This window comes from Chloroflexota bacterium, assembly GCA_016197225.1.
Lineage (GTDB): Bacteria > Chloroflexota > Anaerolineae > Anaerolineales > VGOW01 > VGOW01.
On the sequence record JACPWC010000097.1, the window covers coordinates 1 to 19,138 of the forward strand.

A 19,138-nucleotide genomic window follows, 5' to 3' on the forward strand; every position below is an offset into this window, starting at 1 on the left:
CAAGATGATTGTACCGTTGATAATACAATTCTTTCAAAATCTCTGGCGTGAACTCAACTTGGATGGTCATAGGTAAAATCATACCAGATGATGCGCGAGCCTCTCGCTAAAACCGCAGTTTGTGCCCGTGCTCGGTATATCAAGCAAATTCCCTCACTCCCAAAAACTCTTCCACCAAAGTCTGAGTCCGGTCGGGCAAGTCGTCGGTGGGCAGGTGGCCGGTGGGCAGAACCACCAGCCTCGCGCCCGGAACCGAATGCGCCGCCAGGCGGCCTTCTGAATTGGGCGCAGTCAGATCACGATTGCCCACAACCACGAGCGTCGGCGCTTTCACTTGCGTCAGCCGGGGTGTGAGATCGTTGCGGGCAATGGCCCGCAGAGACGACATAGCCGAGTCGGAAGTCGCTTTGCCCCAGTCTTCGCGGATGCGCCGCGCATAAATCGCCCGCTTACGATCCACGCCCAGCCAGGCCCAGTCCGGCCAGTCGGAGGTGGCCAGCGGCCACACCCACCGGCCCAGCTTCAACATTTGTTGCCCGAACGACGACTCGCTCAACAGCCGCAAGTCAAGATGAGTCCGCCCGGTGACGACCGGGTTGATTGCCGCCAGCCGCCTGACCTGCTCCGGGTGCTCAATCGCCAGATCGAAGGCCAGCATCCCGCCCATCGAATGGCCGATCACATCCACCTGTTCCAGCGCCAGCCGGGCCATAAACTGGCGGACGAAGCGGTTGTAGTTGGCGATGGAATACCAACTATGCTCCGGCTTCTCCGAATCGCCAAAGCCGGGCAAGTCCGGTGCCCACAGGCGAAAGCGCGACTCGAGCGCGTCCATCATCGTCTGCCACATCCGGCCCGAACTGACCCAGCCGTGCAACAGTAGAACGTCGGGGCCGCGCCCCTGAACCCGGTAACCAATTTGCAAACCGTCGAGGGTTATCTGATGAAGAGGAGAATACATGAACGAGGAAATTACCCGGCCTGCCCCAGCGCCCGATCCAAAGCCCCCAACAACTCATCACGGCTGGCCGTCTTTTTGAGAAACATCGTCGCCCCGACCTCCAGGGCCTGTTGCACATGCTCGTCGTTGGCGCGAGCCGAGAAGACAATCACTGGCAACTTTGCCAGGTGTGGCTCGCGCCGCACATAACGGCACAACTCCAGGCCCGAAACGTGGGGCATCGTCACATCCAGCAACACCACATCCGGCGGGTCAACTGCCAGCGCCGCCATGCCCTGCGCCGCGCCGTGCGCCACCTGCACGGCAAAGCCATGAAGCTCCAGCATCACCTCAAGCATCGTGGTGATTTCGGGGTCATCATCCACCACCAAAACTCGCTTCTTTGCGCCTTCGACCATCGGGGTCAATGTATCACAAACGGTTACGTTTGCAAAGTAACCCGCGCTTCGCGCTCGTAATCGTCGGGCGTGTCAATGTCGCGCAACACCGAGTCTGTGGACACCGCCAGGTAAACGACCTGTTCGGCGTGCGCCTGCAACAAGTCGCGGGGCGACAAATCGGATGAGGCGGAGAAAATGTGAGGCCAGAAGGATCGGGCAAACAGGATCGGATGGCCGCGCCGGCCATTGAAACTTGGAGCCAGGATCGGAGGCCGGTTCATCCGCCACTGTTTAATCACCGCCCTGACCACCCCGGCCTCGATCTGCGGCTGATCGCCCAGCGCCACGAGCGCCACTTCACAAGCTGACTCTTCCAGCGCCCTCAGCCCTGCTTGCAGTGAGGTGAGCATGCTGCCGTTGGCAAAGCCGGGGTTGAAGACGGCGCGGGCGGTTGACCCGCGCAAGGCGGCTTCCACGTCCTCGCGGGCGTTGCCGGTGACGACCACGATCTCATCCGGACCGCTTTCGGCCAGCACGTCCACCACACGCCGGGCGATCACCGTCTCGCCCCAGGGCAAGGTGTGCTTGGGCCGGCCCATGCGAGTGGAAAGCCCCGCCGCGAGAACAATTGCGCCGATCATAGTTGACAACGGAGTGAACGGATGTTACGAATAAGCAAACCATCCATTCACTTCGTTACATCCGTTGTCCCTCTTTCAACGCCAGCAACACCCGATCCGGCGTGAGCGGGAACTGATGAAACTCGATGCTGATGGCGTCCTTCACCGCCGCCACCAGCGCGGGCGCGTAAGGCAGGTAGGGCATCTCGGCCATGCCGCGCGCGCCCCACGGCCCGATCGGATCGGGGTATTCCAGGATGACGGACTTCACCGACTCGGGCACGTCCAACACGGTCGGGATTAAATAGTTGGACAGGTAAGGCGTTTGCACGTAACCATTCTGGTGAATGAAGTTTTCGAGCACGGCGTAACCGTGCGCCTGCACCACCGCGCCCTCGATCTGGCCTTCCACCTGTTGAGGGTTCACAGCGTGGCCCACGTCGTCGGCGCAAATCACGTTGACGACGCGAATGTGGCCGGTCTCAGTGTCCACTTCCACTTCCACTGCTTCGCCCACGTAACCGTAAGCGAAGTTCGGCTCACTGCGGCCCGTCTCCGGATCGTAGGGCGTGGTCTTGGGCGGGCGGTATTGATACGTGGCAACGGCTGGCCGTTCTTCGTCGGCCCACTTTTTGAGCGCCGCCTCCGCCGCGCCCCGGATGGAGTTGCCGGCCATAAACGTCAGGCGCGAGGCCGAGGCGCTGCCTGACGTTTGCGAGGTGGACGTATCGGAAAGCACGAGATGAACTTTGTCGAGCGAGACTCCGGTGGCTTCCGCCGCCATTTGGGCAAAGACGGTATGCGCCCCCTGCCCGCAGTCGGCCCCGGCGTGGTAAAGCGTCACCCGTTCGATCGCGGTTTTGCCTTCAATGGCAACCGTTGCCCAGCACTGCTCCGGCGCGCCAAACGAGAAGCCCACGTTCTTGAAGCTAATCGCAAAACCCAGGCCGCGCTTAATTTTGGAATTTGAAATTTGGGGTTTGGGATTTGCCCTCTGCCACTTCCCGTCCACCTTTTTCCAGCCGGCCTCCGCCGCGCATCTTTCCATCACTTGCGGCATCGAGACGCCCTTCGGCAGAGGCGTGCCGACCGAAAGAATTGAGCCTTCGTGAATAACGTTTCGCGCCCGAATTTCAACCGGGTCGAGGCTCAGGGCCTCGGCCAGTTTGTTCATCTGGCTTTCGGCGGCGAACGCGCCCTGCGGCCCGCCAAAGCCCCGGAACGCGCCGCCGGGAATGTTGTTGGTGTAAACAGAGTACGAGTCTACTTTGACGTTCGGAATCTCGTACGGGCCGGTGACCATGAGGGTGGCGTTGCCCAGCACTTTGGTTGAGGTGTAAGCGTACGCGCCGCCGTCCTGGATCACTTCATTCTCGGCGGCCAACAGTGCGCCGTTTTCGTCGGCGGCCCATTTGCAGTGAATGTAAAACTGGTGGCGCTTGTGGTGGCCGACGATGGACTCTTCGCGGCTCCAGACGATCTTCACCGGGCGGCGGAGTTTCCAGACGGCCAGGGCCAGCACAATTTGCACTGACATGTCTTCGCGCCCGCCGAATGCGCCGCCGATGGCCGGGTAAATCACCCGGACTTGATCGAGGGGCAACTTGAGCGAGTGGGCGATCTGCTCCTGATCTTCGTGCGCCCACTGCCCGGCCACCTTCACCGTCACCCGGCCTTCGTCGTCAATGTACGACAGCCCGGCCTCCGGCTGAAGATAAGCGTGCTCCTGCATCGGCGTGTAGTAGTCGCCTTCCACGATAACTGCCGCTTTGGCAAAGGCGGCGTCCACGTCGCCTTTGCGAATCCGGTAATGGCAAAAGACGTTGCTCCCCTTTTCAGGGAAGAGAAGCGCCGCCCCGTCTTTCATCGCCTCGCGGGCGTCGGTGACGACGGGCAGGTCTTCCCATTCAACTTCGATCAGGTCACGGGCGCGGGCGGCCGCCTTTTCAGTGTCGGCCACCACCAGCGCCACCTGATCGCCGATGAAACGGGCCACGTCCCCGCCAACTTTATTCGAGCCGGGGCCGATCAACACCGGCTGATCGGGCATGATCAGGCCGTATTCATTGTTGGGAAGGTCTTTGGCGGTGAAGACGGCGGCGACGCCCGGATACGATTCGGCTTTGGAGGTGTCAATACGCTTGAGGCGCGCATGAGGCCGCCCGGCAAACAGAATCTTCATGTGCAACATGCCGGGCAGGGTGAGGTCGCCGGGGTATTCGGTCTGGCCGGTGACTTTGCCGATGGCGTCAATGCGAGTGATGGATTGGCCGACGAGGGACATGGCGCTCCTTAGCTCAACGGCACTTGCGAACTTTGCGCTTCTTCTTGGGCGCAGGCGTTCGGACATCAAACTCACTGACGCCGGGCTTGCTGAAGAAGCCCCAGAAGACGGTGACGATGCCGTAAGTAAGCATCGTGGCCAGCAGAGCCAGGACAGACGGCATAATGTACCAGCCTATTTTGTGCGCGCCGAACGCCACATTGCCGATGACAGGGACAGCGCCAACCCCTCTGGCAAGCTGGCTACCCAGTTGGGCTACCACAAAGGCATAAGGCCAGTTCTGCTCAATCCACAGATCGAGCAGGAACATCGAGAGAAAAAAGGAGCCGCCGCCGATGATGACTACCATCATACAGCCCACGCCCCGCCAGATCGGATTCATTTGCTCTTTGGGCTTGTCGCGCCTTGTTGTCGAAGAACCGTAACGCATACCTCACCTCTCCAATCGTCCGGCCTTGTCGAAAGCGGCCAGAATTTTGTAGTAGCCGGTGCACCGGCACAGGTTGCCGGTGATGGCTTGTTGAGCTTCCCACTTTGACGGGCGGGGGCGCTCTTCCAACAGTTTCGCTCCAGCCATGAGCAGGCCCGGCGTGCAGTAGCCGCATTGCACCGCGCCCTCTTCAACAAAGGCCTGCTGAATCGGATGCAGTTTGCCGTTGCTCGCCAGGCCTTCAATCGTCACAATCTCGGCGCCGTGCGCGCGCGGGGCCGGAACCAGGCAACTCATCACCGCCGCCCCGTCGAGGAACACGGTGCAAGCGCCACACTCGCCCTCGGCGCAACCTTCCTTGGTGCCGATCAGTCCCACATCCTCGCGCAAGAAACGCAACAACGTCTTATCGTTCGCGCCCTTGATCGTGTGCTCTTTCCCATTCACGCGAGTCACGATGGCGTCGTCGCCGGTTTCGGTGTGAACCAGAGAGCGGTTGAACGGCGCGGCGGGCGCGCCGTGAGTCTTGCCCCACAACATCACCGGGTCTTCGGGGAACCAGCCGCGTTCTTCACCGACGGCAATGCTTTGTAAAGCCCGGCGCACCGTCAGTTCGACCATTTCGAGGCGATAAGCCGCCGGGCCGCGCACGTCGTCAATCGGTTTGGCCGCCTTCCTGGCCAGTGAGGCCGCCTCTGCAATCACCTCAGCCGTCAACGCCCTGCCCGCCAGAAATGCTTCAGCTTCATTCGCCCGGACGATCACCGGGGCAACCGAGCCGAGGGTGATCCTGGCCTGTGACACAAGCTCGCCGTCAAAGTTGAGAATAACGGCAATGTCCACCACCGAGATCGCCTGCGCCCGGCGGAGGGCAAGCTTGATGAACATGCCCTTTTTACTGGTGGTCATCGCCGGGAAAGCAACCTCAGTCACCAGCTCGTCGGCCTGCAGAACCGTTTTACGAACGCCGGTGTAAAACTCGGCCAGCGGCACGGCGCGCTCGCCGCGTGCCTTTGAGCGCAATGTCACCGATGCGCCCAGAGCCATGAGCGGCGCAATTGTGTCGTTGGCCGGCGAAGCCGTCACCAGGTTGCCGACGATGGTGGCCCGGTTGCGAATCTGCGGCGCGCCCACTTCCCAGCAAGCCTGAGCCAGCGGCAGGGCGCGTTCCACAATCAGCTTGGAGGCGGCGCAGGCATTGTGCGTCACCAGCGGGCCAAGATGGATCAGGCCTTGCTCGTCCAGCGAGATGCCGTCCAGCCCTGGCACGCGGGTGATGTCAATGAGGGTTTCGACGCCGCGCCGCACTTTACGTTCCAATTCCAAAATAATATCGGTGCCGCCGGCCACAATTCGCGCCCGGTCTTTCTGCTCGGCCAGAATGTCCAACGCTTCTTCAATTGAAGTTACACTGTGATAGGTTTGCCACATACCTTCTCCATTTACTGTTCACTGCTTACTTTTCACTGCTTACTTTTCACTGTTCACTGCTTACTATTTACTGCTCACCGTTCACTATTGCCTGCATGTTGTTCATCTTCATCGGCTCGCCTGTGCCGCCGCGTTTGAGCATGACGATTTCGGCCAGGATGCTCAGGGCAATTTCCTCCGGCGTTTCGGCGTTAAGCTCCAGGCCCATCGGGGCGTGAACACCCGCCAGCTTGTCGGCGGCCACCCCGTTGGCCTCCATGCGCTTCACAGCCTCCAACCAGCGCCGCCGTGAGCCGATCACGCCCAGGTAAGCGTGCGGCAGGTCAAGCAAATACGGCAGGCCGTCAACATCGAACGGCAGGCCGCGAGTGGGCATGACGATGTAAGTCTGGCTATTAAACTTGAACTGCCTGGGGAGTTCGGCCATCGAGACGGGCAGATAAACATCCGCGCCGGGAACAGAGTCGGGCGAACAGAATTCGGGGCGGTCGTCGCTGAGGGCCACGCGGAATCCCAGCCACTTGCCCAAGTGTACCAACGCCTTGCCCACGTGCCCGCCGCCAATCACCAGCAGAGTCGGTTGAGGTTGGATCGGCTCCACGAAAATCTCCATCTCTCCCCCGCACACGCCGGGGTCGCCGGCTTTGGGGTCAGATAATTTGTAGGCGATGATCCGAGTCGAGCCTTCGCGCAAGGCAGCCTGGGCTTCGCGGATGACGCGGCTTTCCATTTCGCCGCCGCCCACCGTGCCTTCAATGCGGCCATCGGCGAACACGATCATCTTGCTCCCAACGTGGCGCGGCACACTGCCATGCTCGCGAATGATGGTGCACAGAGCGGCAGAGTCGCCGCTTCGTTCTAGTTCGGCAAGCGAGGCAAAAAGCGAGTTCATTTCTGGCACGATTATAAATCCCCGGCCACTACTCCAACAATCCCAAAATCGCCGGGAGCAGTTGCTTCTTGCGGCTCACCAGGTCAGGCGCGTCGAGTGTGCCGTCGGCCAGGCGAGTGTAGGGCAGTTCATTAAGGCGCTCGGCCTGGCCGGTCAGCACCAGACGGCTTGCGCCTCGCACCACGTCCGTCACCATTAGCACCGCCAGCCCCAGACCTTTAGCTCTGGACATGGCCTCCAACCCCGCCGACACCTCGTCCAGCCGCTGGGTCAACTCCAACAGGCTTGCCACCTCCACCTGAGCCACGCCAAACTTAATACCGCCGCCTTCGTAAATTTTCAGATCGGTGTTGACGATGGACTCGACATCGCGCACGGCGAGACCGGCCCCGGCAGCCAGCACGGCGGATCCGAAATCCTGATAACTTTCAAAGGGGAAGCCGCCACTGTTTAACGCCCAGCCGGCAAGCCGTTCAGCCACCGCGCGGTCACGCCCGGTCGTCGTCGGCGACTTGAGAATCAGCGTGTCCGACATCAAACCAGCCAACAGCAAACCGGCGATGGAGGCCGGCGGCGTCAGCCCGGCCGCCAGGATGCGTTCGCATACCAGCGTCGAGGTGCTACCCACCGGGTCAACGGTGAACGGGATAGGGGTCTTGGTCGGCGGGTTACCCAGCCGGTGATGGTCGAGCACTTCGATCAAGTCGGCTTCGTCCAACGCGCCAATCGCCTGCGCCGCCTCGTTGTGATCCACCAGAATGATCTGCATACGCGGCGGATTCAAAACGTCAGGCGAGCGGCAAATGCCAAAATACGTACCATCGTCACGGACGACGAAGAAGTCGTCGCGCTCTTCGCGCACGGCCCGCCCGCGCCCGTCGCGCACGCGCATCGAAGTGGCAAAGCGCGGCACTTCAGTATCCATCGCGTCGCCGCACGGAACCGAGAGCACCCGCGACACTGAGACGTTATCCAAATCAACCCGCTCTTCCATCTGGCGCGAGAAAAACTTGAAGACGCTGTTGCCTGTCACCAGGCCCAGTGGCTTGCCACTCGCGTCCACGATGGGCGCGCCCGAATTGCCGGTGGAGGCCACCGCCCAGGCCTCACGCAGAGGCCGGTCGGGCAGAATGGGCGGCAGGGCGCGGGCAATGCGTTCAAAGCGCGGCGAGGCATCGGCCAGGTATTGCGGCGGCTCCAGGCCGACAGTCTTGAGCACCCACGAGGTTTGCGGGTTCACCGCCCCGGCCCGCGCCGGAATGGCGTTGAGGCGGTCGCGCTCACGCAGAAGCCAGGCGTAGCCCATCGCCGAAGCAATCGCGTCCGTGTCCGGGTTGAGGTGGCCGATGATGTGGACGGGCGAAATCATGAACACACTTTACTTGATAACAATCGTTCCTGCAATTGCCCTGTCCGGTTCGCGCTGGCCGGGCTGAGAGACCGGCAGGCGCTCGCCCGTCGTCCAATCGTACATCCCGACCATGAGATCATAACTGCCGGAAGGCAGGTCTGCTGGAAGCGTCAGAGTCAAACGATGCTCGACGACTTCGCCCGCGTGCCACTGTGACGTGGGATACCAACCGGCGCAGGGTTCGCCGTCTACGCCGGTGATGAACGGCTGGCTGGCTGAAACCAGATGGGCAAAAACCGTGTACGGGATTTCCGAGGGCGCTATGTCGCGCCAGCGAAACAGAATCGAAACCGGCTCCCCCGGTGAAGCCGCCTCTGACGTGGGTTGCAGCGCCAGCAATTCAAACTGATCGCCAAACCGGGCCAGGGCTTCGCCAGCGCCGGACAGGCTCACCTGCCCTGCCGGCACCTCAAGCAAAGCGGCGTGTTGATACGCTTCCGGCTCGTGAAGAATGTCGGTCTGAGTTGCGGCTGGATACTGCGCCAGGATGGACGGTATCCATTTTGGCAAAGTGGCAAACGTCGTCTCGCGAGTCGCGCGGGCCGGGTAGGCAAAACACGTCTGGCCGTTGATGAGGCGCAAGTCGTTCGACGATAACTCACGGGCGAGCCGCGTGCCAGGGTGATTCAGGGCGGCTTCGTCCAGCATCAAATAGCCCGTCTCGGCCTGCGCCGCCGCTTGAGTCATTTGGTGAAGACCGACTTCAAAGGCTTCAAAAAGGCCGGGTTGTTTTGGATAACGCCCAAAGTAGTCGAAGATGTTTAGCCCGGCAGAGAAGGCCAATGACAAAATAACTGCCGCCCACAACGGGCGGCGGTTTCCCGCCCACTCCAGCGAAGCCGTCACGCCGAGCGCGGGCAGAATGACCAATATCGGCGCCAGCCCCAGCGTCCGGCCAAAGCCCGGCGCGCCATCGCTCAGAATCATCGGGATCGTGTTAACCGCCAGCGCCACGAAGACGGCGAGATGACTTCGCCAATGGGCGCGAGCGCGAAGCGCGGTCAGCACGCCGAGCCACATCCAGATCGAAGTCACCCAATCAAACGCCGGTCGCCCGGCCAGGTTGTGGCGAGGCCGGGGGTCGCCCTGAAAGTTGAAAGAGAGCAAGGTCTTGAAGAGGTTATCAACGTAAACAGGCAGGCCGCCCGCGCGCGCCCCGACGCTGGTGAAAGCGATGCGGGCCAGGAACCATTGCGGGTTCTGCCAGAAGAAGAGGCCGAGTGGCGCGTAGACAAGCAATGCGGCCACAAAGAATATCGAACCGAACTTGAAAATAGAAGCGAGTCTTCGGTCGGCCAGGATAAAGAAGACCAGCAGGGCTTGCAGAGGGAGGACGCGCGCGCCGGGGTTGGTGTACTGGCTAAGGCCGAGCGCGGCCCCGGCCAGGGCGAAGGCGGGCCACGTTTTGTGATGCCAGGCCCAGGCGACGAGGCCAAGCGTAGCAATGGCAAACAGCGGCACGCTGATCGTCTCCAGCCCCAGCCGCGACCAGTGAACGTGCCAGAGCAAGACGCTCAACACCCCGGCGCTGATCAGGCCAACGATCTCGGCGCGAGGGTGCTGGCGGTAAAGCTGGCGGGCCGACCAGAATGTGGTCGGCACGGTGAGCGCGCCGAGGAGAGCCGAGAGGGCGCGCGCGCCGTAGTAGCCCGGCCCGAATAATTTGAACCAGCCGGCCAGCAACCAAAAGAAACCCGCTTCGATGCCATCATAATCGGTGACGTAAATGGGAGCGCGAAGGCCGCGCACAATCTCCAGCGCCACCAGCGACTTGTGCCCTTCGTCGAACCAGTAGCCGGGCGGCAGAGTTGTGAGTTGCCAGTAGCGAAGAAAAAAGGCCGCCAGGGTGATGGCGGCAAGGGTTAAGAGAGTCGCCCGGCGTCGCCCGGCAACGTCAGGCACAAAGCCCGCCTGCGCGGGCCGAGGCAATGTCACGGATAAACTTTCCAGCCCAGGGCGTCCAGATCGCCGTTCACTTTAAATTCGTCGGGCAAGTCCACCAGCGTCAGGTCGGCTTCCACGGCCACCGTGCCGTCGGGCAGGCGCACCTCGCCTACCGCTTGCGCGATGCGACCCCGCATTTTGACTCGCCTGCCGATGATGACCAGCGGCGTGTTCACCGGAACCGGGCGGCGATACTTCACTTCCATTTTGGCCGTCATCATGAAGTGATTGGGATCGTCAATCATCGAGATGCGCCCGACGACTTCGTCGAGAATGGAGGCCACAATGCCGCCGTGGGCCACGCCGGGGTAGCCGTTGTATTCGGGGGGAATGGTGTACTCGCAACGAACCTCATCCACGCCGTTGTCGTAGAAAACCAGTTTGAGGCCAACCGGGTTCTGCAGGCCGCAGACAAAACACGTTTGAGAGTTGGGTTGTTTGTTTCGACTCATTGAGGTTTGCCCGCCGCCTGCCAACGCTCCCACGCGCCCAGGCCGTCGTAAGCGGCGTACTTGTAAGCGTCGGCCAGTGTTGGGTAGTTGTAAACAGCGTTGATAAAGGCATCTATCGTGCCGTCGGTTGCCATCACCTGCGCGCCAATGTGAATCAGTTCCGACGACATCTCGCCGATGAGATGAACACCCAGCAGTTTCTTGTCAATGGGCGAAAACACCAGCTTGATCATGCCGCTCAGGTCGCCAATGATCTGGCCGCGCGGGTTGTTTTCGTAGTAAGCCCGGCCGACAAGGCACGGGATTTTTTTCTCGTGACACTCTTCTTCGGCCAGGCCCACCATTGAAATTTCCGGGATAGTGTAAATCGCCAGCGGCAGGGTGGGCGATACTTGCTCTTTGTATCGCAAGCCGAAGGCATGAACCATTGCCACCCGCGCCTGCTCCATTGAGGTTGAGGCCAGCGCCGGGAAGCCAATCACGTCGCCCGCCGCGTAAATGTTGGGGACGTTCGTCTGGTATTTTTCATTCACCAGAATCAACCCTCGGTTGCCCGACTGAACCCCAACCGCCTCCAGCCCCAGCCCCTGAGTGTTACTCTGCCGCCCGGCGGCAAACAGGGCAATATCACACTCCAACTGTTCTCCGCCCTGCAAGGCGAGGTGTACGTGATCGTCGCTCGTCTCTACCTTGAGCACCCGATCGCTGAAAATGAAGCGCAAGCCCAATGACTCAAGGCGCTTTTGCAGACGGCCGGCTATTTCACCGTCGGCAAACGCCAGCAGACGATCCCGCGACTCGACGAGGGTGACGTTGACACCCAGCGCGGTGAAGATCGAGGCATACTCACAACCGATAACGCCGCCGCCGATCACCGCCATTGTCTTGGGAATCTGGCTCATATGGAGAATTGAGTCGGAGTCGTAAATCAAGCGGTGGTCAAAGGGGATGCCGTCGGGATGGTGAGGCGATGACCCGGTCGCGATCAGGATGATGTCAGTTTCAAGATCAAGCTCTTCGCCGAATGATTTACGCACATGAACCGTGTGGGCGTCTTCCAGTGACGCTTCGCCCCACACCACTTCGATTTCGTGGCGCTCAAGATTACGGCCAATGATCTTCCACTCGTTCTCGACCACAATCTGCTTGCGGTACATGAAGTCGGCCACGGTCAGGCCGTCCTTGAGCGAATAATCGATTCCATAGAGTCCCCGCTGGCGCAAGCCGGAAAAGTAGAGCGCCGTCTCGCGCAGAGTCTTGGAGGGCACCGTGCCGGTGTTAATGCCCGCGCCGCCCGGGTGCTCGGCCCGCTCCACCAGCGCCACCCTCTTGCCAAAATAGGCGGCCTGGGCCGCGCCCTTCTCCCCTGCCGGGCCGGAGCCGATGACGACCAGATCGTAATGAGTGCTCATACGCCAAATTCTACACGATCTGCCATATAATGTTTTCGGTCAACCCCTCGCGGGTTTCAGAAACCTGTGAGGGTGCGTCAGGAGGCGTGTGCTAATGGAAATCGAAGCCAAATACTCTGTGCCAGATGAGGGCGTGTTTAGTGAATTACTCGCCATTGCTCGCCTGGCCGATTACAAATTTCGTGCTACAGGCGACAAATGCGTGACCGATTATTATCTGGACACTGAAAACCGCGATATTTTGCGCGGTGGCTATGCGCTCCGAATTCGTCAGGGCGAATCGGAGAACTGGAAGAACACCCTCAAAGGCTTGAGCGGCGCGGACGGCGCGATTCATCAGCGCGAAGAAATAGAAGTGGAAACACCGGCGAAGGCGGCGCCGGCAGAATGGCCCGACGGCCCGGCCAAAGACCTAGCCCTAAGGCTCAGTGGCGGCCAACCCTTGATCGAGTTATTCGTGATTCAACAAGACCGCATCGGGCGCGAAGTCAAACAGGGCCGGCGGCGAGTCGGTCTGGCATCGTTGGATACGGTCGAAATCGAGGCCGGGGAGCACAAGGCAACTTTTCACGAACTGGAGATCGAGCTGGCCCAAACCGGCAAACTGGAAGATTTGCAGGCGCTCGGCGAGTTGCTGGACCCGTACAAGCTGGAGCCGCAATCGCTCTCCAAGTTCGAGCGGGCGCTGGCGCTTCTCGATGGACTTGTTGAATCCAGGCCCCGGAAAGAAAAGAAGAAGCACCCCGGCGTTCGCGCCAGTGAGTCAATAGCCGAAGCCGGGCGAAAAATTTTGCGCTTTCACTTTGAGCGCATGTTGGCGAACGAGGAAGGAACGCGGGACGGATCGGACATTGAAGCCCTGCACGACATGCGCGTCGCCACGCGCCGCCAGCGGGCGGCTTTTCGCATCGTGGCTTCGCACTTCAAGCGCAAGGCCGTCCGCCCCTTCCGCGACGAACTGCAAGCACTGGCTGGCCGCCTCGGCGCGGTGCGCGACCTGGATGTCCTCATCGAGGCCGCCAGTGAATACGCCTCGGCGCTAAACGCCGCCGAGGCCAAAGCTTTTCAGCCGCTGTTGGATGACTGGAGCGGCAAACGCAACGCCGCCCGCGAGGCTCTGCTCAAGTATCTGAACAGTGAGTCGTACCGCGCTTTCAAAGACTCTTACGCCGGCTTTCTGGAGACAGCCGGCGCGGGCGTGAGGGCAACCGACTCCGAATCGCCAAAGCCGCGACTGGTCAGCCAGGTTCTGCCAACCGAGATTTGGAATCACTACGGCCAGCTTCAGGCGTATGAATCAATTTTGCCATGGGCGCCGATCCAGACGCTTCACGCTTTGCGAATTGAGGGTAAACGACTCAGATACCTGCTGGAATTTTTCCGCGAGGCGCTCGGCCCCAACGTTGATGAGACTATCACGGCGATGGTGGCTTTGCAAGACCACCTCGGCGAATTGCACGATACAGATGTAGCGATCCACTTGCTCCGCGAGTTTCTGGTGCGCAATGCTCAGGCGTTGCCGCTGGAAACAATGTCTGCCGTAGGCGGCTACCTGAAGGCCAGAGAAGCAAGATTGAAAACGCTTCAGCGCACGATCCGGCGGCCCTGGGCAAAGGTGAGCGGCAAACATTTCCGGCGCGCCCTGGCCCGCATGGTTGCCGGATTGTAGCTTGCAAGCCGACTATTCTCGTCTATACTTTACCCAGTGACTCCCAAAAAGATCATCATTGACACCGACCCGGGCATAGATGACTCGCTGGCCGTGTTGTTGGCCCTGGCCTCGCCCGAACTCCAGGTAGAGGCCTTGACGGTGGTCAGCGGCAATTGTGTTGTCGAGACCGGAGTTAGCAATGCCCTCAGCGTCCTGGAACTGGCCGGCGCGGCGCACATTCCGGTTGCCTCCGGGATGGGCATCCCGCTGATTCAGCCGTTGTTGATCGCGCCGGAGACTCACGGGGAGGCCGGCATTGGCTACGCCCGGCTGTCGCCGCCGGTGACGCCGCCAACCCGGCAACATGCCGTTGATTTGCTCATCGAAAAAATTCTGGCCGCGCCAGGCGAGATCACCCTGGTGGCTATTGGCCCGCTAACGAATGTCGCCCTGGCCCTCCGCCGCGAACCTAAAATCGTCTCTGCCGTCCACGAAGTGATACTCATGGGCGGCGCTATCCGTCACGGCGGCAACACCACCCCGCTGGCCGAATTCAACGTTTATTGCGATCCCCATGCCGCTCACATCGTTTTTCACTCCGGCCTGCCCATCACCCTTGTGCCGTTGGACGTGACCTATCAAGTGATCCTGACTCAGCAGGATGTGGATCGGCTGTTAGCCATCCCTTCGCCCGTCTCCCGCTTCATCGCCGACGCCACCCGCTTCTACATGGAGTTTCACGACGAGCACCAGAACATCGAGGGCTGTGTCATCAACGATCCGCTGGCCCTGGCGCTGGCCTTCGCGCCCCAGCTTGTGGAAACAGAATCGCTGTTCGTGGATGTTGACATTTCCGGCGGCGTTTCCACCGGCAAAACGTTCGCCGACTTTTACCGGATGCAGAAGAAGCCGCCAAACATGAAAGTAGCAATGGGAGTCCACGCCCGCGACTTCATCGAACTGTTTTTGCGCCGCATGGAAACCCTTTGCAAAACACTACAATAGACTTTAAAAGAGGAGAGAGTAAAATGTCAACAATGATCAACTCAATCAAAAAAGAATTCACAACCCGGACGCTGGTGTTGATCCCCATCGCCATCGCCATCAACATCGCTGTCGGGGAATTGGTCACCCGCTTAAAACTGCCGGTGTACCTCGATAGTATCGGCACGGTGCTAGTGGGCGCAATTGCCGGACCCTGGGCCGGGTTGGTCACAGGGGCGCTGGCCAATCTGATCTGGGGCTTTATCAACCCGTTCGCGGCTGCCTTCTTTTACGTGGCGGCAGTCATTGGTGTCATGGCCGGTCTGGCCGGTCGTTGGGGAGCGTTCGACCGCACTTCACCACGCTGGCTGTCGGTAGTGGTTGGCGCTGTATTCCTGTTTACCCTGACGCTGTTCGTCCTCTCTTTCATCAATCTCGAGGTGGCGGACGGTTTCGCCGTCTTTCCGAATATGGCTGACCTACTCAGACAATATGCAGTAGTCTTCATTCTAGTCATTGTCATCGGAGGCGCGATTGGCTATTTCCTGTTGCAAAACGGGGCTTATGCCGGCATTGCCGGGTTGATCACGGGCGTGGTTGCCGCCATTATCTCGGCCCCAACCGCCGCCATCGTGTTCGGCGGCGTCACCGGCTCTGGCACTGATTTATTGGTGGCCGCCTTTCGCGCCAGCGGCGCGGGCATTCTGGCTTCGGCCCTGGCGCAGGGCACTGTGTCTGATCCGTTTGACAAAATGTTATCTTTTATGCTGGTCTGGGCAATTCTCCGCGCCCTGCCGGTCCGCTTCAAAGCGCGATGAGCGCCATCTTCAGCATGTATGTAGCCCGCGAAAGCGGGCTACATGGCCTTCATCCCCTTACCAAGCTTACACTTACTTTCTGTCTATTTACCGCCTCCTTTGCCCTGCCGTGGCCCTGGGTGCCCTATGCATTGACGGCTATCGTTGTCTTGCCACTGGCGGTGTGGGGTCGAGTAGCAGTGCCGTTTCTGAGAGGGGCGCGGAATCTCGTTCTTCCATTTGCCGTTTCAGTTTTCCTTATTCAAGGCCTCTTTTGGGGAGGCGGGACACAACTGGTTGCTTTGGGGCCACTTTCTGTGAAACTAGAGGGCCTGGTTTTTGCTGCTGTAAGCACCGGGCGCATTTTGATGATCGCCAGCGTCTTTCTGCTCTTTGCCATGACGACCCGGCCCGACCTGTTGATGATCACCCTCAAACAAGTTGGCTTCCCTGGCGGCATCGCCTACATTATCGTCACTACGATTCAGATCGTGCCCCGTTTTCAGGCTAAGGCGAACGCTATTCTCGACGCCCAAAGGTCGCGCGGATTGGAGACGGAAGGCAATTTTCTTGTCCGAGCGCGGGCGTTATTGCCGCTAGTGATGCCGCTTGTCCTCGGTAGCCTGGTGGAAGTGGAAGAGCGAGCCATTGCCGTTGAGGCCCGCGCCTTCAATTCCAAACGCCGCGAGACCAGCCTGATCGAGATCGCCGATTCGCTGTCTCAAAAAATCGGGCGTTGGCTCATGATAGGGATAACATCTGGCTTGGTAATCACCAGAGTCATATGGCGTTAATCGAACTGCGTGACGTCACCTACACGTATCCAGCGGTAAATTCCCCGGCTCTCCAAAACCTCAACCTGCAAGTGAATGAGGGGGAAATTGTGGCTCTTGTCGGGGCGAACGGCGCCGGCAAGTCCACCTTGTGCCACACACTGGCCGGATTCATCCCGCACTTCTATCATGGCGACTTGAAGGGCACGATTACCGTGGCCGGAGCGGACACTCACACGACCCCGTTGAGTGAACTCGTGTTGAGGGCGGGGTTGGTCTTTCAAAATCCCTTCTCGCAAATCTCCGGTTCTAAATTCACCGTCTACGAAGAGATTGCCTTCGGCCTGGAAAACATCGGCCTGGCCCGCGACGAGATGAAGACGCAGGTCGAAAAAGCCCTGGCCCTGACCGGCATTACCGAGTTGGCAGAACGTTCGCCCTACGCTTTGTCAGGCGGGCAACAACAGCGGGTGGCTCTGGCTTCCATTCTGGCGATGCAACCGAAGGTGTTGATCCTCGACGAGCCGACCTCGCAACTTGACCCGATCGGAACTCGCGAAGTGTTTCAGGTTATCAAGACGCTGAGCCGGCAGGGCGTGACGATTGTGATGGCCGAACACAAGGTGGAATGGATCGCCGAGTTTGCCGACCGGGTCGTGGCGCTTTCGAGCGGGAGCATTATCTTGCAGGGCAAGCCGGGGGAAGTGTTGGCCTCGCCTCTATTGCCCGAACACGGCATTGGCATCTCGCGCTACACTTCAGTAGCCCGCCGGGCGCAAAAAGAGTCGCTCTGGCCAGAGGGCTTCCCTCTGCCGATCACGCTGGCCGAGGCCCAGACCGGTTTTTCGCAAAGGTCGGTATAAGATTACCCGGCCACAACCTCGCCGACCGCGAAGATATTGATCCACAAAGAACACGAAGTTTCACGAAGGAAGCTTGGTGTTTCTTCGTGTAACTTCGTGGAACACTTTTGGTTGCGGCTGGAAGCCGCGCTATGAAGATCGAGATCGAAAACTTACGTTACACCTACCCCGGCAGCGTCGAAGCCTTGCGCGGCGTCTCGCTCAACATCGAGAGCGGCGAACAGGTCGCCATCGTCGGCCAGAACGGGGCCGGCAAGACCACCCTCCTCCGCCACCTCAACGGCCTGCTTCAACCAACTCAAGGCGTCGTCCGCATTGGCGATTGGGACACGCGCCGGCATTCGGTGGCCAAACTCGCCACGCGAGTGGGCTACGTGTTTCAAAATCCGGACGATCAATTATTTTGCCGGACGGTTCAGGAAGAGGTGAGTTTTGGCCCGGGCAATTTGAGTATGGATCATGACCGCAAAGAGCGCCTGGTGAAAGAGGCGATAGCCTTGACCGACCTGACGGGCAAAGAAACGATCAACCCCTACGACCTCTCGCCGGCCTGGCGCAAAATAGTTGCCCTGGCCTCTATTTTAGCGATGGACACGCCGATCGTTCTGCTGGACGAGCCGACCACCGGGCAGGACGCCGCCAACATCGCCCGCATCGCTCACATTGCCCGCTCGCTTCGGGCGCAGGGAAAAACGGTCATCGCCATCAGCCACGACATTGACTTCTGCGCCGAGAACTTCGACCGCATCATCGCTATGGCAAACGGCGCCATTCTGCTCGACGGGGAGCCGCAAGATGTTCTGGCGCAGGAAGAAACGCTGGCGACCACCTACGTTGACCCGCCACAGCTTACCCGGCTGGGACGGCGACTCAATTTGGCCGAGACGGTTTACACTGAAGATCAATTTCTCGATTCCTACCGGCGGCTGGTCAACTCACCTTATACGACCAAAGATCGTTAACCACAGAGCGCACAGAGACCACAGAATTAAGAAACAACTATTTCGACTTCATTCCTGAACTGCAAGTGATACAGCCGGGCATACACCCCTTCCGCCGCCAATAATTCGGCGTGCGTGCCAAGCTCAACCAGCCGCCCGCTCTCCAGCACCGCAATCCGGTTCGCCTTTTGCACCGTCGAGAGCCGGTGAGCGATGATGATCGTCGTCCGATTCTTCATCAGGCGCTCCAGCGCTTCCTGCACCAACCCTTCCGATTCCGAATCCAGGCTCGAGGTGGCCTCGTCCAGCAACAACAGGCGCGGGTCTTTGAGAATGGCGCGAGCAATGGCCACCCGCTGGCGCTGGCCGCCCGACAGTTTGACTCCGCGCTCGCCCACCAGCGTGTCGTAGCCCTGCGGCAGGCGGCGGATGAACTCGTCGGCGTTGGCGGCGCGGGCGGCGGCCTCCAGTTCATGGTCGGTCGCGTCCAGTTTACCGTAGCGCAAGTTCTCGCGCACCGAACCCGAAAACAGTTGAATCTCCTGCGGCACAATGCCGATCTGTTGACGCAACGAGTCCAGCGTCACCTGGCGCAGATCGTGGCCGTCCACGCATACCTGCCCGCTCGTCGGGTCGTAAAAACGCGGGATGAGATTGAACAACGTGGACTTGCCCGCGCCGCTCGGTCCAACCAGGGCCAGCACTTCGCCGGGCTGGATGCTCAGGGAAATATCGTGGAGGACTGCCGACGCATGCTCGTAAGCGAACGAAACGGACTCAAAGGTGATGCCGCCTCTGACGGGCGGCAGTGGTCTTGCCGAGTCGCCGTCTCTTATATCCGGCACTTCGTCGAGCAATTCAGACCAACGCGGGCGCGACGTGGACCCGGCTCACCAAGGCCCTGCCGACCGG

General features: G+C 60.2%; 17 protein-coding genes and 1 pseudogene. 6 read left to right on the plus strand and 12 right to left on the minus strand.

The genetic code is table 11. From position 1 onward, the window contains the following. Window positions 1–139: 139 nt before the first annotated feature. From HYZ49_16715 to sthA, 11 genes are all read right to left on the minus strand, one after another. A complete protein-coding gene (locus tag HYZ49_16715; protein ID MBI3243927.1) occupies window positions 140–961 on the minus strand; it encodes an alpha/beta hydrolase in 822 nt (273 codons plus the stop codon). Between the two features lie 11 nt (window positions 962–972). Beyond that, window positions 973–1,368 carry a response regulator gene (locus tag HYZ49_16720; protein MBI3243928.1) on the minus strand — a complete coding sequence of 132 codons (396 nt, stop codon included), beginning with the start codon at window positions 1,366–1,368 and terminating at the stop codon, window positions 973–975. 14 nt (window positions 1,369–1,382) lie between these two features. Next, the gene (locus HYZ49_16725) at window positions 1,383–1,982 is read right to left on the minus strand and encodes a nucleotidyltransferase family protein (protein ID MBI3243929.1); all 600 of its coding nucleotides are present in this window, start codon (window positions 1,980–1,982) and stop codon (window positions 1,383–1,385) included. A 55-nt stretch (window positions 1,983–2,037) separates the two neighbouring features. Continuing rightward, window positions 2,038–4,245, minus strand: coding sequence for a xanthine dehydrogenase family protein (locus HYZ49_16730; protein MBI3243930.1), 2,208 nt, complete (start codon window positions 4,243–4,245; stop codon window positions 2,038–2,040). A gap of 13 nt (window positions 4,246–4,258) precedes the next feature. Further along, window positions 4,259–4,675 (minus strand): hypothetical protein, encoded by a 417-nt coding sequence (locus tag HYZ49_16735; protein MBI3243931.1) that lies wholly within the window; start codon window positions 4,673–4,675, stop codon window positions 4,259–4,261. A 3-nt stretch (window positions 4,676–4,678) separates the two neighbouring features. Next, complete coding sequence (locus HYZ49_16740; GenBank protein ID MBI3243932.1) at window positions 4,679–6,106, minus strand: FAD binding domain-containing protein; 1,428 nt, start codon at window positions 6,104–6,106, stop codon at window positions 4,679–4,681. Window positions 6,107–6,173: 67 nt separating this feature from the next. Further along, window positions 6,174–6,998, minus strand: coding sequence for an XdhC family protein (locus HYZ49_16745; protein MBI3243933.1), 825 nt, complete (start codon window positions 6,996–6,998; stop codon window positions 6,174–6,176). Between the two features lie 28 nt (window positions 6,999–7,026). Continuing rightward, window positions 7,027–8,367, minus strand: a complete 1,341-nt coding sequence (locus HYZ49_16750) for a DHH family phosphoesterase (GenBank protein ID MBI3243934.1) — start codon at window positions 8,365–8,367, stop codon at window positions 7,027–7,029. Window positions 8,368–8,376: 9 nt separating this feature from the next. Beyond that, entirely contained in the window at window positions 8,377–10,344 is a 1,968-nt protein-coding gene (locus tag HYZ49_16755; GenBank protein MBI3243935.1) for a glycosyltransferase family 39 protein, read from the minus strand. Then, a complete protein-coding gene (locus tag HYZ49_16760) occupies window positions 10,341–10,805 on the minus strand; it encodes a PaaI family thioesterase (protein MBI3243936.1) in 465 nt (154 codons plus the stop codon). Before HYZ49_16760 ends, HYZ49_16755 begins: the two co-directional genes overlap by 4 nt. Next, entirely contained in the window at window positions 10,802–12,217 is a 1,416-nt protein-coding gene (gene sthA / locus HYZ49_16765; GenBank protein MBI3243937.1) for a Si-specific NAD(P)(+) transhydrogenase, read from the minus strand. Before sthA ends, HYZ49_16760 begins: the two co-directional genes overlap by 4 nt. 94 nt (window positions 12,218–12,311) lie before the next feature. Between sthA and HYZ49_16770 the strand changes: the two genes are divergently transcribed. The 6 genes from HYZ49_16770 to HYZ49_16795 all read left to right on the plus strand — a co-directional run bounded on the left by HYZ49_16770 (window position 12,312) and on the right by HYZ49_16795 (window position 18,247). Then, on the plus strand, window positions 12,312–13,886 hold the full coding sequence (locus HYZ49_16770; GenBank protein MBI3243938.1) for a CHAD domain-containing protein: 1,575 nt from the start codon (window positions 12,312–12,314) through the stop codon (window positions 13,884–13,886). A 24-nt stretch (window positions 13,887–13,910) separates the two neighbouring features. Next, entirely contained in the window at window positions 13,911–14,873 is a 963-nt protein-coding gene (locus HYZ49_16775; protein ID MBI3243939.1) for a nucleoside hydrolase, read from the plus strand. A gap of 23 nt (window positions 14,874–14,896) precedes the next feature. Then, window positions 14,897–15,670 (plus strand): hypothetical protein, encoded by a 774-nt coding sequence (locus tag HYZ49_16780; protein MBI3243940.1) that lies wholly within the window; start codon window positions 14,897–14,899, stop codon window positions 15,668–15,670. After that, window positions 15,667–16,443: an energy-coupling factor transporter transmembrane protein EcfT gene (locus HYZ49_16785; GenBank protein ID MBI3243941.1), complete on the plus strand. Its 777-nt coding sequence runs from the start codon at window positions 15,667–15,669 to the stop codon at window positions 16,441–16,443. The genes HYZ49_16780 and HYZ49_16785 overlap by 4 nt, the downstream gene beginning before the upstream one ends. Beyond that, entirely contained in the window at window positions 16,434–17,285 is an 852-nt protein-coding gene (locus tag HYZ49_16790) for an ABC transporter ATP-binding protein (GenBank protein ID MBI3243942.1), read from the plus strand. Before HYZ49_16785 ends, HYZ49_16790 begins: the two co-directional genes overlap by 10 nt. A gap of 131 nt (window positions 17,286–17,416) precedes the next feature. Then, window positions 17,417–18,247 (plus strand): ABC transporter ATP-binding protein, encoded by an 831-nt coding sequence (locus HYZ49_16795; GenBank protein MBI3243943.1) that lies wholly within the window; start codon window positions 17,417–17,419, stop codon window positions 18,245–18,247. Window positions 18,248–18,273: 26 nt separating this feature from the next. Here HYZ49_16795 and HYZ49_16800 read toward each other — a convergent pair. Continuing rightward, window positions 18,274–19,086, minus strand: a pseudogene (locus tag HYZ49_16800) (ATP-binding cassette domain-containing protein). Window positions 19,087–19,138: the final 52 nt, after the last annotated feature.